Source organism: Robertkochia sediminum (assembly GCF_016786255.1).
Taxonomy (GTDB): Bacteria; Bacteroidota; Bacteroidia; order Flavobacteriales; family Flavobacteriaceae; genus Robertkochia; species Robertkochia sediminum.
The window spans coordinates 53878-69213 of the sequence record NZ_JADMKT010000069.1 but is presented as its reverse complement, the minus strand read 5'-3'; the positions used below and the strand labels follow the sequence as shown (position 1 = coordinate 69213).

Annotated in this window: 11 protein-coding genes; 5 read left to right on the top strand and 6 right to left on the bottom strand. The window is 45.1% G+C overall.

Annotated elements, in window-relative coordinates; genetic code table 11:
* The first annotated feature begins 3 nt into the window (after positions 1-3).
* From IS446_RS04960 to IS446_RS04945, 4 genes are all read left to right on the top strand, one after another.
* On the top strand, positions 4-1026 hold the full coding sequence (locus IS446_RS04960; RefSeq protein ID WP_203058903.1) for a DUF368 domain-containing protein: 1023 nt from the start codon (positions 4-6) through the stop codon (positions 1024-1026).
* Entirely contained in the window at positions 1019-1753 is a 735-nt protein-coding gene (locus tag IS446_RS04955) for a shikimate dehydrogenase family protein (RefSeq protein ID WP_235996406.1), read from the top strand. Before IS446_RS04960 ends, IS446_RS04955 begins: the two co-directional genes overlap by 8 nt.
* Positions 1754-1871: 118 nt before the next feature.
* Entirely contained in the window at positions 1872-3800 is a 1929-nt protein-coding gene (locus tag IS446_RS04950) for a DUF349 domain-containing protein (RefSeq protein WP_203058901.1), read from the top strand.
* A 135-nt stretch (positions 3801-3935) separates the two neighbouring features.
* Positions 3936-6041 carry a tetratricopeptide repeat-containing sensor histidine kinase gene (locus IS446_RS04945; protein ID WP_203058900.1) on the top strand — a complete coding sequence of 702 codons (2106 nt, stop codon included), beginning with the start codon at positions 3936-3938 and terminating at the stop codon, positions 6039-6041.
* 273 nt (positions 6042-6314) lie between these two features.
* Here the strand turns inward: IS446_RS04945 and IS446_RS04940 are convergent, their stop codons facing one another.
* Together IS446_RS04940 and IS446_RS04935 are read right to left on the bottom strand one after the other, a co-directional pair.
* On the bottom strand, positions 6315-7718 hold the full coding sequence (locus IS446_RS04940; protein ID WP_203058899.1) for an alpha/beta hydrolase: 1404 nt from the start codon (positions 7716-7718) through the stop codon (positions 6315-6317).
* A 52-nt stretch (positions 7719-7770) separates the two neighbouring features.
* A complete protein-coding gene (locus IS446_RS04935) occupies positions 7771-8217 on the bottom strand; it encodes an Lrp/AsnC family transcriptional regulator (protein WP_203058898.1) in 447 nt (148 codons plus the stop codon).
* Between the two features lie 118 nt (positions 8218-8335).
* Here IS446_RS04935 and IS446_RS04930 point away from each other — a divergent pair, with 118 nt between their 5' ends.
* Positions 8336-8761 (top strand): hypothetical protein, encoded by a 426-nt coding sequence (locus tag IS446_RS04930; RefSeq protein ID WP_203058897.1) that lies wholly within the window; start codon positions 8336-8338, stop codon positions 8759-8761.
* Between the two features lie 83 nt (positions 8762-8844).
* On the opposite strand, the gene IS446_RS04925 is transcribed toward IS446_RS04930, so the two are convergent.
* The 4 genes from IS446_RS04925 to prfA all read right to left on the bottom strand — a co-directional run bounded on the left by IS446_RS04925 (position 8845) and on the right by prfA (position 15256).
* On the bottom strand, positions 8845-12303 hold the full coding sequence (locus IS446_RS04925; protein ID WP_203058896.1) for a methylmalonyl-CoA mutase family protein: 3459 nt from the start codon (positions 12301-12303) through the stop codon (positions 8845-8847).
* A 178-nt stretch (positions 12304-12481) separates the two neighbouring features.
* Positions 12482-12991, bottom strand: a complete 510-nt coding sequence (locus IS446_RS04920; RefSeq protein ID WP_203058895.1) for a hypothetical protein — start codon at positions 12989-12991, stop codon at positions 12482-12484.
* A gap of 309 nt (positions 12992-13300) precedes the next feature.
* Complete coding sequence (pyrF, locus tag IS446_RS04915) at positions 13301-14110, bottom strand: orotidine-5'-phosphate decarboxylase (RefSeq protein WP_203058894.1); 810 nt, start codon at positions 14108-14110, stop codon at positions 13301-13303.
* Positions 14111-14179: 69 nt separating this feature from the next.
* The gene (gene prfA, locus IS446_RS04910; RefSeq protein WP_203058893.1) at positions 14180-15256 is read right to left on the bottom strand and encodes a peptide chain release factor 1; all 1077 of its coding nucleotides are present in this window, start codon (positions 15254-15256) and stop codon (positions 14180-14182) included.
* Positions 15257-15336: the final 80 nt, after the last annotated feature.

Below are 15336 nucleotides of genomic sequence, written 5' to 3'. Positions count from 1 at the left end.
CACATGTATCAACCCACCAGAAACTTTTCAGACAAGCTCTTCCTTTTCATTAAAGGGCTTGCCATGGGAGCAGCCAATAAGGTTCCCGGAGTTTCAGGAGGTGTGGTTGCCTTTGTTACCGGATTCTACGAAGAATTTATCTATTCGCTACAAAAGGTCAATGCCAAAGCCTTCATGCTTCTTGTAAAACGAGGCTTCAACGTATTTTACCAATACATAAACGGGAAGTTTCTCGTACTCCTCTTATCCGGGATGGTGGTGAGCTATTTTAGTGTTTCTAAATTACTCGACTACTTTATCGAAAAAAAGGAACTCTACGTTTGGGCGGCTTTCTTTGGTATGATCATCGGGTCGATCTACTATATCGCCAAAGATTTTCATCACTGGAACCGAAAAACGCTATCCTTCCTGGTCATGGGAACCATAGCAGGTATCTCCATAAGCTTTTTGAGTCCGGCCAGGGAGAACGACAATCTTATCTTTGTTTTCTTCTGCGGGATCATCAGTGTTTCAGGAATGACCCTTCCCGGTCTTTCGGGCTCTTTTATCCTGATCCTTTTGGGCAACTATGTACTTTTACTTGTAGACAGTGTAAATGCCCTATACGACACCATGGCCGAAGTTATGCGCGGTGACCTGAGCTTTATCGATAATACCCGACGATTACACACCTTGAAGATCCTTGCGGTATTCACTCTGGGCTCGGCTACGGGCCTGGTAACCCTTAGCCACTTACTTAGCTATGTACTCAAGCATTACAAGAATATAACACTGGCAACCATTATCGGATTCATTGCAGGATCCCTGGGTGTGGTTTGGCCATGGAAAAAAACCATATACCGTACATCAGAGAGCGGAGCCATACTCATTGACTCTGCCGGAAACCCCATCATCAGGAACTACGAACGCTACCTGCCCGACCCGGCATCTCCTGAAACCTGGATCGCAACGGGCTTCATCCTGGTAGGTATCGGTATTTTATTAGTACTGGAATGGTATGGTAAAAGAAATAAAAGGCATGGATAAGAAATTCGGACTCGTAGGTCGAAACATCGCTTACTCCTTTTCACGGGGGTATTTTGCTGAAAAGTTCAAGACACAGGGATTACAAGGGTATTCCTATGAAAACTTTGATCTTTCCGATCTTCAGGGCTTCAAAGCAATGGCGCTGAACACGCCGGGCCTTTGCGGTTTGAATGTGACCATACCCTATAAGGAAGCGATTATTGCACAACTGGACGCCATCGACCCCGTAGCAGAGGCCATAGGAGCAGTAAATACCATCAAAGTAAACAACGGCAAACTGCACGGCTATAACACCGACGCCCATGGCTTTGAAGTTTCCTTGGTACCGCACCTCCATACAGGGATCAAAAAGGCCTTGGTATTGGGCACAGGTGGCGCTTCAAAGGCAGTGATGCATACGCTGAACAAACTGGGGATCGAGGCCGTTTCTGTAAGCCGAAACCCACACCCCGGACAGATCGCCTACAGCGCGCTAAACAAAGAGATCATAGACGCTCATCTGCTCATCGTAAATTGCACCCCCCTGGGGACCTTCCCGGAAGTTTCCCAAAAACCGGACCTCCCCTATGATCTGATCACCGAAAAACACCTCCTTTACGACCTGATCTACAATCCCGAAGAGACCGCATTTTTAAAAGAAGGTAAGACGCGCAAGGCACGTATCGCTAACGGATACCGGATGCTTGTGGAACAGGCCGAAAAATCCTGGGAGATCTGGAATAGTTAATTCTTGCTCAACTCCCGTCTGCACTGGTGGTAACCACTGCTAAAAAGTCTTGGCTAATTTCTTTCTTGTTAGTATATTTCAAGTCTAAAAGCAGTGATGAACCTTAAACATTTTTAGAATGTTGGAAAATAAAAGTGATAACCTGCATGAAGATGCAGATGGAAAGGAACAAGATCAAAATCTACAGGAACAACAAGGCGAAGAAGCAAAGGCTGCTCCGGCACCTGAAGCCCCGAAAGAAGAAGATGACGACGATCACGAGCAAACGCTCAATGAGATCGACGCATCTAATGCCGAAGACGCCGAGGATGAAGGTCATAAAGACCGTCATGAAATTCCTATGCTCGACTACCACTCCATGAGTATGGAGGCCCTGGTCGAGGAATTAGATCAGCTTATTACAGATAAAAAGATCCAGGCTATCAAAGCCCATGTGGACGCCATCAAATCGGAGTTCGATCTGAAATTCCAGGAGCTTCTGGAAGAGAAGAAGGAAGAATTTCTCGAAGGTGGAGGAAATGAGATCGATTTTCACTTTACCACCCCTGTTAAACGCCGTTTTAACGAAGCCTATGCTTCATATAAATCAAAACGTAACGATTACTACAAGAACCTCGAGCACCGCTTACAGGATAATTTGCAGAAGCGCCTCGAGATCATAGAAGAGCTCAAAAGCCTCATCAATGTAGAGGAGAACATTAATGAGACCTACAAACATTTTAAGGATCTGCAGGACAAATGGCGAAATGCCGGACCTGTTCCAAGGGTGAACTATAACGACGTCTGGAGAACTTATCACCACCATGTAGAGATCTTTTACGATTTTCTTGACCTGAACCGCGACCTGAGAGACCTGGATTTCAAACACAACCTCGAAGAGAAGCAAAAGCTTATCGAGCGTGCAGAGGCCCTTACAGCAGAAAAAGACATACAGAAGGCCTTTAGAGAGCTACAGATACTTCACAAGATCTGGAAAGAAGAAATAGGCCCGGTAGATCGTGAACATCGTGAAGATGTTTGGAATCGTTTTAGTGCGGCTACCAAGACCATTCACAAAAAGCGTCAGGAGTTCTTTAAGAATCAAGACGCTATTTACGAAGACAACCTGAAGGTAAAGCAGGAGATTATTTCAAAGATCGATGCCATTGCCGACAAGCCGGTTAGAAATCACAACCTCTGGCAAAAACAGATCAAAGAGATCGAAGGTCTCCGCGAAGAATTTTTTCAGGCAGGAAAAGTGCCATATAAGGTAAATGAAGAAGTATGGTCTCGCTTTAAGAATGCCGTAAGACGTTTCAACAGAAACAAGAACACCTTCTATAAAAGCCTCAAAAAGGAACAACACAAAAACCTGGAAAAGAAGCTGGAACTCGTAGCCTTAGCCGAATCGCTAAAAGACAGTGAAGACTGGAATGAAACCACACCGATCATGAAAAAGATCCAGTCAGACTGGAAAAAGATCGGTCATGTGCCAAGAAAGCATTCCGATAGGGTATGGGCCGATTTCAAGGCTGCCTGTAACCACTATTTCGACAGGCTTCACGCCCGCAAGAACAAAGACTTCGAAGCAGAGAACCAGGCTTACGAAAAGAAAAAGGAATACATGGAAGATATCAAGGTCTTCGAACTTTCCGGAGATCAGCCTAAAGACCTCGAACAGGTAAAAACCTTTATCGAAAACTGGAAAGCTATAGGAAGAGTTCCCTTCAACAAGAAGAACATCGAGACCAAGTTCAACAAGATCCTCGATGCACTCTTCCGAAAAATGAACATGGACCGCAAAGAGGCCGAAATGATCAAATACGGCAACAAGCTTCAGTCACTTGCCGATGCCGATAATGAGAAACTCATCAGAAACGAAAGGATCTTTATTCGCAAAAAGATCGATGAAGTAAAAAATGAGATCCGACAGCTGGAAAACAACCTTCAATTTATCAATGCAGACGATAATAATCCGATCGTGAAGGAGGTTAGAAAAAACATTCAGATACATAAGGACGATCTTGCCATCTGGAAGGCCAAGCTAAAGGAGATCAAAGCGATTTAAGCACAAGATCATTACCAAATAATGCATGCAAAGCCCGACACTGTCGGGTTTTGCTCGTTAAAAGGTAAGGAAATTTCGACCAGTGTTAGGTTAAGTGAAATTATTTACTAAATTTGAGTACCCTATCCGCTATGAATGAACCTAAAGTACCTCTACATACTGCTATTGATGTGCAGCATAGGATATACCCAGGAGCCTCAGAATGAATTTTCTCTTGCCTACCGGGTAAAGAATGAAAAGTTACCTACGGTGCCTCGTCAGGGTGATACTTTGCGGGCAGACCACCTCACCCAACAGGCCGAGAAGTACCTCTACCGAAATATGGACAGTGTAGGAGTCTATTCGCTTCAGGCCATAGCCCTGGCCGATAGACTGGGATACGAAGAAGGACAAATAAATGCCAGATACCTCCGTGCCATATACCTTTCAGAAACGGGAAGACTAAAAGAAGCCATAAGACTAGTTAATGAATCAGAGCGCATAGCACTAGGTTTCAACAGTAAAGGTCTGCTCATGATCACCTACCTCAATATGGGTGACCTGCACTCCTATAATGGCAATATCAAAACATCTAACGAGTACCTCAACAAAGTCATTACTCTGGGTGAAAAGAAGAGCGCTACCATGTTCAGCCAGCGGGAAAAAGATGGTAAGAAGAACACATACCGCCTATCTCTGGCTTACGAAGGACTAGCGTTAAACTATTTTACCCTGAACTTTCACCAGCAAGCCCTTGACTATATCAATAGAGCAGACAGCCTGAATGTGAAAATAGGGAACGATCTGCTCACAGGCCAAACGCTTGCCAACAAGGCCGAGATCCTGCTCAATATGGATCGTTTTGAAGACGCCCTTGTACATATCAGTGAAAGTATTGATCTCTTCATTGAAAAGGACACCCCTGATTGGCTGGCATTCGCCCAACGGGTAAAAGGGGACATTTTTTACGAACAAGGTTTCCACTACCAGGCTTTAGAAGCGTATAACAACGCCATGGTATTGCAAGAACAGCTGGATGATTCCAGGGAAAAAGCCTTTTTAGAAAACGCCATGGCGAAGGTATATTTCGCCAGGGGCGATCATAACAAAGCCAAACAGTATGCCCTAAAAGCCTTCAAAAAGGGAGAAAATCTTGATGAATTCACCGTAATCACAGAAAGTACAGAGGTCTTATCACAAACTTACGAAGAGGCAGGAGACCTTGCCTCTGCTCTTTTCTACCACAAGCTGAACAAAAAGTACAACGACAGTTTGTTCAATGAAAAGAATATAAAGAGTCTGGCCATTCAGGAGATCCAGATGGAACATGAGCGCAAGGAAGCCAAAAGTCAATTAGAATCACAAAAGGCCATTAGCAAGCAACGTCTGCTTATATTCCTTTCTTTCGGTGGGATCCTTATTTTGCTTTCGGTACTCTTCCTAACTCAAAAGAATCGTAACCTGGAACGCAAGCTTAACGACCTGCTAAGTAAAAAGAATAAGATCTTAGGAATAAGAGAGGTTCAGTTAAAACGAATGAACGAGACCAAAATAAAATTGTTTTCGATCATTAGCCACGACCTTCGGGCCCCGATCGCATCGCTTAACAATCTCATAGACCTCCTTAACGACAAACAGATAGACCCTGAGGAATTTACCAACTACGCCCCGGAACTAAGCAACCAGGTAAAGAATGTTTCCTTTACGCTTAACAACCTTCTTTTATGGTCGCAACAACAAATGAAGGGCGCTAGAAACAACCCTAAAAGACATCAATTAATATGGCTAGCTGATCAATCCATAGATCTGCTCATGCATCAAGCCAGCAGTAAAAAAATTACCATTCGAAACGAGATCTCCCAAAAGGCAGAGATCTATGGCGATGCAGACCAGATCATGATCATTTTCAGAAACCTTATCTCTAACGCTATTAAATTCACCGAAAGCGACGGCGCGATCATTCTTAGAGCGAAAGAAAAAGATGGATCCTGGGAAGTTGAGGTCAAAGATAGCGGGATCGGCATGGATGATATGACCATCAATAAGATCTTGAATCAAAACTCACATATGGAGTCTACTTACGGCACCAATAATGAAAAAGGGACCGGGATCGGATTAAATCTATGTCGCGAAATGATCACCAAAAGCGGCGGAGATTTCCATATCGAATCGGCCGTCGGCCTGGGAAGTAGCTTTTTCTTTACCCTTGAGAAATACGAAAGTGAAGTACAGGAAATAGAAATTCCCGCAGAAGCTATTTGATCGCCCCCAAAAGGCTATCCCCTCTTCTACTTTGCCTACCCGGATTCCAGCAACAGAGGTGATCTACCCGGAATAGATGAACACCTTGTTAGCACGGAGCAAAAAAAAAGGAAGAAACACGTTCTTCCCTTTTAACAAACCTTACTAACTAAACAATTCTAATAACAAAAATACTAGGGTGAAAGTAGTTGCAATTGTTACATATGAAACATTTTAAAGGTGTTTAGTTAAAAAAATCGATTAAGTGAATTCGTTTTACGAGATCAGAAGGAACTAAAACCGAGGGTCAAATCCGTACTTTTCAAGCACCTCTCCAAACTCCGGTTGGATCCTCAATAAGGTAATCCCGGGATAGTTTCTCAGGCGTTCAATATCCTTAAATTCGTTTTCCAATAATTTATCGGTATAGTACAGTGCTATTTCATATTCTCCCAATGCTACCGCAAAACGAACAGACTCCAGGTAAGCATCGTAATCCTTTTTATCGGTGAGGGTGAGAAAGATATTGGTAAACAGTAGTTGCTTAAAATGTTCAGGCTCTTTTAACTCTTTATTCGCCTTATCTCCCACAAGCCTTAGCATTGCAATGATCCTGAAGGCCATTTTACGATAGGCCTCTTCCTTATGATCAACGAACGATTTCTCAATATGCTTGAGTTCCTGGTCCCAGTACCCTAAAGCTTCCAACTCACCCACTCCAATATCGTCCATCAAAAATTTGAGATACTCCTGGAGGTACAACTGTTCGATCTCATCGATATAGTCCAGATCACTGCGCTGCGACCTGAAGCCCTTCAAGCGCTTTACCTCCTTCATCTCATCTTTCAAATCCCGGTCTTTATCCAAAAATCCGTACCAACTCCTCATCTTTTCCAGATTCTCATAGGCCCAAACCATATTCCCTTCCTGTCGTAGCTTCTGATTATAGGCAATTTCTTCATTGTACATAACGTTCAATTCTTCTGCACTTCGCTTCTGCTGACCACGGCTATGCATCCTTACCGAAAGGTCTCGTACCGCCTTTTCGATAACCTCATAAGGAGGCCAATCATGCTCTCCCTCGAACCAGATCATCTCATGCGGATATTTAATAGAGCGCAACAGCACCTCACTGGCCTTCACTTCGGCAAAATTAAAATCCTTATCACCAGCCATGCCAATAAAAACAAAAGGTTCGATCTGATCTACGGCCAGATATCTCGAGTTGACCCCGGCACCTGCAGAAAGAACACCACGAATATTCTTAGAAAGACCGGCAATAGCAGAGGCTAATCGCGCCCCACCGGAAAAGCCGGCAGTAAACTGGTTGATGCTGTCTAAATGAAACTTGGTTTTGGCCTTTTCAAAAAGCGTCCGTGCCCTTTGGTAATTTCTTTGGTAGCTACCATTCATAATGCCGTCTGAGGCGGCTACGATATAGCCGTACTTCTCGGCTGCAGTCCGAAACCGGTCTACTGCAACATCTCCCCGCCCCGAAGGATCGAATACGAAGATCACAGGCCACGAGGCTGAACTATCGTATTGAGAAGGCAGGTAATACGTCATGGTAAACAAGGAATCAAGGGGTGCAGTCCTGATCTCCCCCGCCTGAGCGGCACCATCCTGAGCAGGAAGTACCAAAGGAAATAACATCAAGACCGACCAAAAAATGCTGTGTAATTCTTTCTTTAATCTCATTATCATAAAATTAACCAAATTGAGCAACGTTTTAAAAAAAAACTTACAAGTATTATGCCATCTTTCTGGGAATAGGATTATTACTGATCACATCAGATAGCACAATATGTGTTCGGGTCTCACCATAGGTGATCAAGGTATCGATAAACCCTTCCAAATGCTTTTGATCGTGAAAGACCACTTCCATAATAATATTCTCGTTGCCCGTGATACGATAACAGTTAAGCACTTCCTTAAAATCAGACACCTTATCCAGGAATGGCTTTAATTTACCCATAAAGGCACGTACGGTAATGATCGCCCGTAACTGGTATCCCCCGGCCGTATAATTCACATCGGTTCTGTAGCCGTTGATCACCCCGAGGTCTTCCATTTTTTTTATGCGCTCGGCTACTGCCGGAGAGGATAGCCCCACTTTTCTTCCGATCTCCGCATTAGATGCACGCGCATTTTTCTGCAGGAGATCGAGAATTTCCCAATTAAGCTTATCAAGCCTCATATATTAAGTCTTTGTGTGAATATTTCATTACAATTTAAACTAAAATAATAATTTTGCCTTTATTATTAAATTCATGATGGCTTTTTCTACCGTAATTTTGAAATAGAAAATTGCGCTGATGAAAAAAGTATACCCCACATATCAAATTAAACGCAAGCCGGTTAACGAGTTGGCGGTCTATAAAAAGGCCATAGAGCTCTTTACACTTAGCCGTGAGCTGGTACACAAGATCGCCGAAGACAAGGGCATTCTTGAACTGGGTCGTTCTAAGGACCGGTTGGAAAAATTATCTGCTCATATGCTTTCAACCTCCCTGGGTCTTGCTCCACGCATTGCCATGGTTGAAAGCACTAAAGACCCGAGAGTTCGTATAGATAGTCTACGCGCCATACAGCATGCCACAGGCAGTTTAAAACAATACTGTGATCACCTGGAAAGCAGAAATTCTTCATCGGGTACGCTTTTAGCTAAGCTCCGTACAGAGATCGACCATTTCCGAAACCTGCAAAGTCGTTGGGCTGGCAGGTTATGTGAACTGAATTAATAAAGCATTAGCTATCGCTACACAATAAAAAAAGCTGCTCCCAAAATGGAGCAGCTTTTTTTTTATGGTCATAAAGGCGAACATCACATATTTCTGCGATACTGACCACCAACCTCGAACAGGGCCTTGGTGATCTGCCCCAGGGAGCAAACCTTGGTTGCCGCCATAAGCTGCTCGAACATATTCTCATTGTGAAGCGCTGCCTCCTGAATGTTCTTCAGGGCAATTGCCGCCTCTTCTTCATAGGCCGTGTGCAAACGCTTAAGGGTTCCTATTTGCTGTTCCTTTTCCTGCGGTGTGGCACGTATTACCTCCTCCGGGATCACTGTTGGAGAGCCTTTACTGCTAAGGAAGGTATTTACCCCGATAATAGGATATTCACCGGTATGCTTGAGCGTTTCATAATGCAGGCTTTCTTCCTGGATCTTCGAACGCTGATACATGGTCTCCATTGCCCCCAGTACGCCTCCTCTTTCGGTGATACGATCGAACTCGGTCAACACGGCTTCTTCGACCAGGTCGGTAAGGGTTTCAATGATAAAGCTTCCCTGTAGCGGATTCTCGTTCTTTGCCAATCCAAGCTCCTTATTGATGATCAACTGTATCGCCATAGCCCTGCGCACTGAATCTTCTGTCGGCGTGGTGATCGCCTCATCATAGGCATTGGTATGCAACGAATTACAGTTGTCATAGATGGCGTACAGTGCCTGTAGCGTAGTACGAATATCATTAAAATCGATCTCCTGAGCGTGCAGGGACCTACCGGAAGTTTGTATGTGGTACTTGAGCATTTGCGCACGATCATTAGCTCCATACTTATGCTTTAGTGCCTTGGCCCAGATCCTTCTGGCTACACGGCCAATAACCGCATATTCAGGATCTACCCCATTCGAGAAGAAGAACGACAGGTTTGGACCAAACTGGTTGATATCCATCCCACGACTCAGGTAATACTCCACATAGGTAAATCCGTTAGCCAGGGTAAACGCCAGCTGGGTGATCGGGTTGGCCCCTGCTTCGGCAATATGATACCCCGAAATAGACACAGAATAGAAGTTTCTTACATTATTGTTTATAAAGTACTCCTGAACATCACCCATAAGACGCAGGGCAAATTCTGTAGAGAAGATACAGGTATTCTGTGCCTGATCTTCTTTGAGAATATCTGCCTGCACCGTACCTCTCACCTGGGCCAGGGTCTTCTCCCTGATCTCACGGTACACCTCTTCGGGCAATACCTGATCGCCGGTAACCCCGAGAAGCATAAGTCCGAGTCCGTTATTCCCCTCCGGAAGCACATTGACTCCTGTGGTTCCATCCTTGGCATACCCGTGATAAACAGGACGCTCCACCCTTTTTTTCTTATAAATGGCATCGATCTTTTTTTCCACCTCTTCTTCGAGCCCGTGTTCGAGAATATACTTCTCACATTGCTGATCGATAGCCGCGTTCATAAAAAAGCCCAATAACATGGGTGCCGGACCGTTAATGGTCATACTCACTGAGGTAAGGGCATCGGCAAGGTCAAATCCTGAATACAATTTTTTAGCATCATCCAGGCAACATACGGATACGCCGGCATTTCCGATCTTTCCGTAAATATCCGGACGATAATCCGGATCGTTACCATAAAGGGTTACCGAATCGAAAGCCGTAGAAAGACGTTTGGCAGGCATACCCTGACTCACATAATGAAACCTGCGATTGGTACGTTCCGGTCCACCTTCTCCCGCAAACATACGGGTAGGATCTTCTCCTGTGCGTTTAAACGGATAAAGTCCGGCTGTATAAGGAAATTCCCCGGGAACATTCTCCTGTAATGTCCAGTATAAGATATCTCCCCAGGCCTCATATCCCGGAAGTACCACCTTCGGGATCCGGCTGTGGGACAGGGATTCTGTATGAGTCTCGATACGTATCTCCTTACCGCGAACCTTGAAGCTGTATATAGGATCCTTATAGGCCTGCACCTTTGTATTCCACTGCAAGATAAGCTCCCAGTTTCTGGGGTGAAGATCCATTTTAACGCGGTCGAATTCACCCAATAAGAGCTTGATGAAATCGGCCTTCTCGCCTTCGGCAGCCGTTATATCATCCCGGTCAATACCATAGGCATCGAGACGCACTTTCTTATCACAAACCGAACAGAGGGTCGTGTATACCCCATAGAGCTTTTGAGCCACCTCTTTTTGCTTTTCAGACTCCCGGTCATAAGCACGGTTATTCTCTGCAATCTCCGAAAGGTATCGGGTTCTGTTTGGCGGGATCACGAATACCTTTTCGCTCATCCCGTCGCCCAGGCGATAATGCGACTCCAGTGGTGTATTGGTCTTTGTCGCCAACACCTCCATGATCGCCTTGTACAGGCTGTTCATTCCCGGATCGTTAAACTGAGAAGCTATGGTTCCGTAAACAGGCATATCGTCTGCAGCTGCATCCCATAGGTTATGATTGCGCTGGTATTGCTTTTTCACATCTCTCAGGGCGTCAAGCGCACCTCTTTTATCAAACTTATTGATAGCTACGAGATCGGCAAAATCAAGCATATCGATCTTTTCGAGCTGGGTAGCAGCCCCAAATTCAGGGGTCATGACATAAAGGGATACATCAGAGTGATCCAGGATCTCCGTATCGCTTTGTCCGATACCCGAAGTCTCCAGGATGATCAGGTCATAACCCGCAGCTTTTAACACCTCTACGGCTTCGGCCACATGTCTGGAAAGGGCGAGATTCGATTGCCGGGTGGCCAGGCTTCGCATATATACACGCGGATTGTTTATGGCATTCATGCGAATACGATCGCCCAACAGGGCTCCGCCGGTCTTTCTTTTTGAGGGATCTACAGATATGATCCCTATGGTCTTTTCAGGAAAGTCAATGAGGAAACGTCGCACCACCTCATCTACGAGGCTACTCTTTCCTGCTCCTCCCGTTCCGGTGATCCCCAGAACAGGGGTAGTGCTTTTTTTGTTTTGCTCATGTATGGTCTCCAGAGATCCCTGAGCGACCTCCGGAAAGTTCTCGGCTGCCGAGATCATACGTGCAATGGACAAAGGATCTTTGGCTGGGAGTTTATCATGAGCACCGTTCAGGTGCTCCCCGATCGGAAAATCGGCCTGTTGCACCAGGTCGTTGATCATTCCCTGAAGTCCCATTTCCCTCCCGTCATCCGGAGAATAGATACGGGTGATCCCGTATTGCATCAATTCTTCGATCTCTTCCGGGAGGATGACTCCTCCTCCACCTCCAAACACCTTAATATGTGTAGCTCCCTTTTCCTGGAGCAGGTCATACATATATTTAAAGTACTCATTATGTCCACCCTGGTAAGAGGTCATGGCAATGGCATTGGCGTCTTCCTGTATAGCTGTATTTACAACCTCCTCGACACTGCGATCATGGCCGAGATGGATCACCTCGACTCCTGTAGCCTGGATAATGCGCCTCATGATATTTATGGCTGCATCATGACCATCAAAAAGTGAAGCTGCGGTAACAATGCGAACTTTATTTTTAGGTTGATAAGGCTTTTGTTGTTCCATAGCGATTTTTCGTTGATTTTTTGGTGTTCGCAATTTAGTCAAAATGCAAAAATTGGCGACTTTAATTTGCAATTAACCAACCCAACCTTTCAAAAATCGCTAAAAGCGCAATTTAGATTCTGTCTCAGGGCATCTAAGGCGACCGTGATAACCTTCCTCTTGAAGACATCGAAACCTATTAAGACTTATCGCCCGGGATACGCACATAGAAGCCTTCAAATATGGTGGTCCACTCCCCGGAATCCTTTTGGCGCTCCCATAATTGACGCACCCGACCATCATCGAGCAAGGCCCATGAGATCTTATCAGACCGCCTGTTTTCTCCATTACCGTGATCGCCCTGCATCACCATAACCCCATTTTGCAACCCACCGTACAGGTGCAGGTAGTTACCCTGATTGTCTACCCAAATTTGCTCCCACTTTCCCGTGTCGGGATTCAGAAAATTAAGACTCCTTCCGGTAAATGGGGTCGTAACACTCTTATAGGTTTCTGAGATCATACAGCCACCCTCGACTTTCCGGATCTCATTGACACCCACATGCTCACCTTCCCGGTCAAGAACATACCAGGTTCCCACCCAAAAATCAAAAGCGCTATGCGCTTCGCTATCGCATACCAGAGCAGGCTCCTGCCCTTTTAATGGCAGCGCAAGAAGCATTATAAACACCATAGCAAATCCCCTCATATTGATCAACTTATCATTAACATAACGTCAATTTATTGATTTTCAGCGATTTAAAAATATAGTTTTTATAATTTTGGATTAGATTATTTAGACTAAACGAAATGATCATGAGAATTCATCTCCCGAACCGGAGAATTTAAAAGCACTACTTCACAACTCGTTTCGGTTAGTCCGGAGATTCATACTTTGAATTGTTTGAGTTAGCTTGTACAAAAAAACCGATCCAATGAGGATCGGTTTTTTTCATGTTTTCAGATCAGGGTACACCCCAAAGGCATGCACCCGGTTATCCTGAAAAATTTAACGGTTTTAAAGCCATTTTGCCATTTCCTGCTGAAGGGCCTCGGCCTTTTCACCCGCCACGCTGGCAAAATCTTCACCCGAAGAAGCGTAGATGATCCCCCTTGATGAATTCACCAAAAGACCCACGTTTTCGCTCATCCCGTATTTGCAAACATCTTCGAGACTCCCTCCCTGGGCTCCTACACCGGGAACAAGCAGGAACGATCGCGGCACAAGTGCTCTGATCGCCTCGAGGTAGGAGGCTTTGGTGGCCCCCACCACATACATGAGTCTGTCGGCATTCTTATAAGATGTAGAGGTTTCAAGTACCTGTTTATACAATTCCTTATCACCATTGGTCTTGGTTTGAAAGTCAAAGGCTCCCGGATTGGAGGTAAGGGCCAGCAAAATGGTATGTTTATCTTCAAACTCCAGGAAAGGCTCAACAGAATCCCTGCCCATATACGGTGCTACAGTTACCGAATCAAAATTCATATCCTCAAAAAAGGCCCTGGCATACATGGCCGCAGTATTCCCGATATCCCCTCTTTTGGCATCGGCAATGGTAAATACCTCGGGGTAATGGGTATTGAGGTAGTCGATGGTTTTCTTTAGCGATTGCCATCCTGCAATTCCGTGAGCTTCATAGAATGCAATATTGGGCTTATAAGCTACGGTGTACTTATGGGTGGCATCGATGATCTCCTTGTTAAATGCGAAGATAGGGTCTTCTGTATCTTTTAAGTGTTCAGGGATCTTGTTCATGTCGGTATCGAGACCTACACACAAAAATGAACGCTTTTCCCTGATACGGGATTCCAATTGTTGGTTTGTCATGAATATGGCACTATTTAAAAAAAGTGCCATAAAGCATAATGTCTATGGCACTTGAGATATTAACTCTTATTAGATGGTTTCGCTGGCTTCTTTGAGCTTTTCGGTGTTCTCTGCGATCTTGAGTTCTTCAATGATCTTCTCGAGGTCACCGTTCACGATATTAGACAGGTCGTAAAGGGTGAGTCCGATTCGGTGATCGGTAACCCTTCCCTGCGGATAGTTATAGGTACGGATCTTGGCACTGCGGTCTCCACTGGACACCATGCTTTTACGGCGGGCTGCATCTTCTTCCTGCTTTTTCGCCAGTTCGCGCTCATAAAGTCTTGATCGGAGGACCTTGATCGCTTTTTCAAGGTTCTTATGCTGCGATTTCTCATCCTGACAACGCACTTCGATCCCTGTTGGTAAGTGTTGCAGCTGGATCGCAGAATAGGTGGTATTCACCGACTGCCCTCCGGGACCTGTTGAAGTGGTTCTGATGATCTTTACATCACCCATATCGAGTTCTACATCAAACTCTTCAGCTTCCGGAAGCACCATAACGGTTGCAGCAGAGGTATGCACCCTTCCCTGGGTTTCTGTCTGAGGCACGCGCTGAACACGGTGCACACCGGCCTCAAATTTCAGGGTTCCATACACATCTTCTCCGCTCACTTCAAAAATGATCTCCTTATATCCTCCGGATGTCCCTTCATTGAAGTCGACCACATTCACCTTCCAACCTTTGCTTTCGCAATACTTGGTATACATGCGCTGGAGGTCTCCGGCAAAGATACTGGCCTCGTCGCCACCGGTACCGGCACGTATCTCCATCACCACGTTCTTGGCGTCTTCAGGGTCTTTAGGGATCAGGAGGTATTTGATCTCCGATTCCAGACCCGGAAGGGCTTCCTTGGCCTCCTCGAGTTGCATTTTGGCCATCTCGACCATTTCGGCATCACTCCCGTCTGCAATGATCTCTTCGGCCTCTTCGATATTACTTGTTAACTGGATATACTCTTCCCGCTTATCTACAAGCTCTTTGAGGTCTTTGTATTCCTTATTTAACTGAACATAACGTTTTTGGTCTGCGATCACATCGGGTTGAATGATGAGATCAGACACTTCGTCGAAACGTTGTTTTACTACATTTAATTTATCTAACATAAAGATACTGCTGATTGCGTAGGCAAATTTACGATATTTTTCAGGATAGGGTCACTGTCTTTTTGGCTTCCTGATGTCGG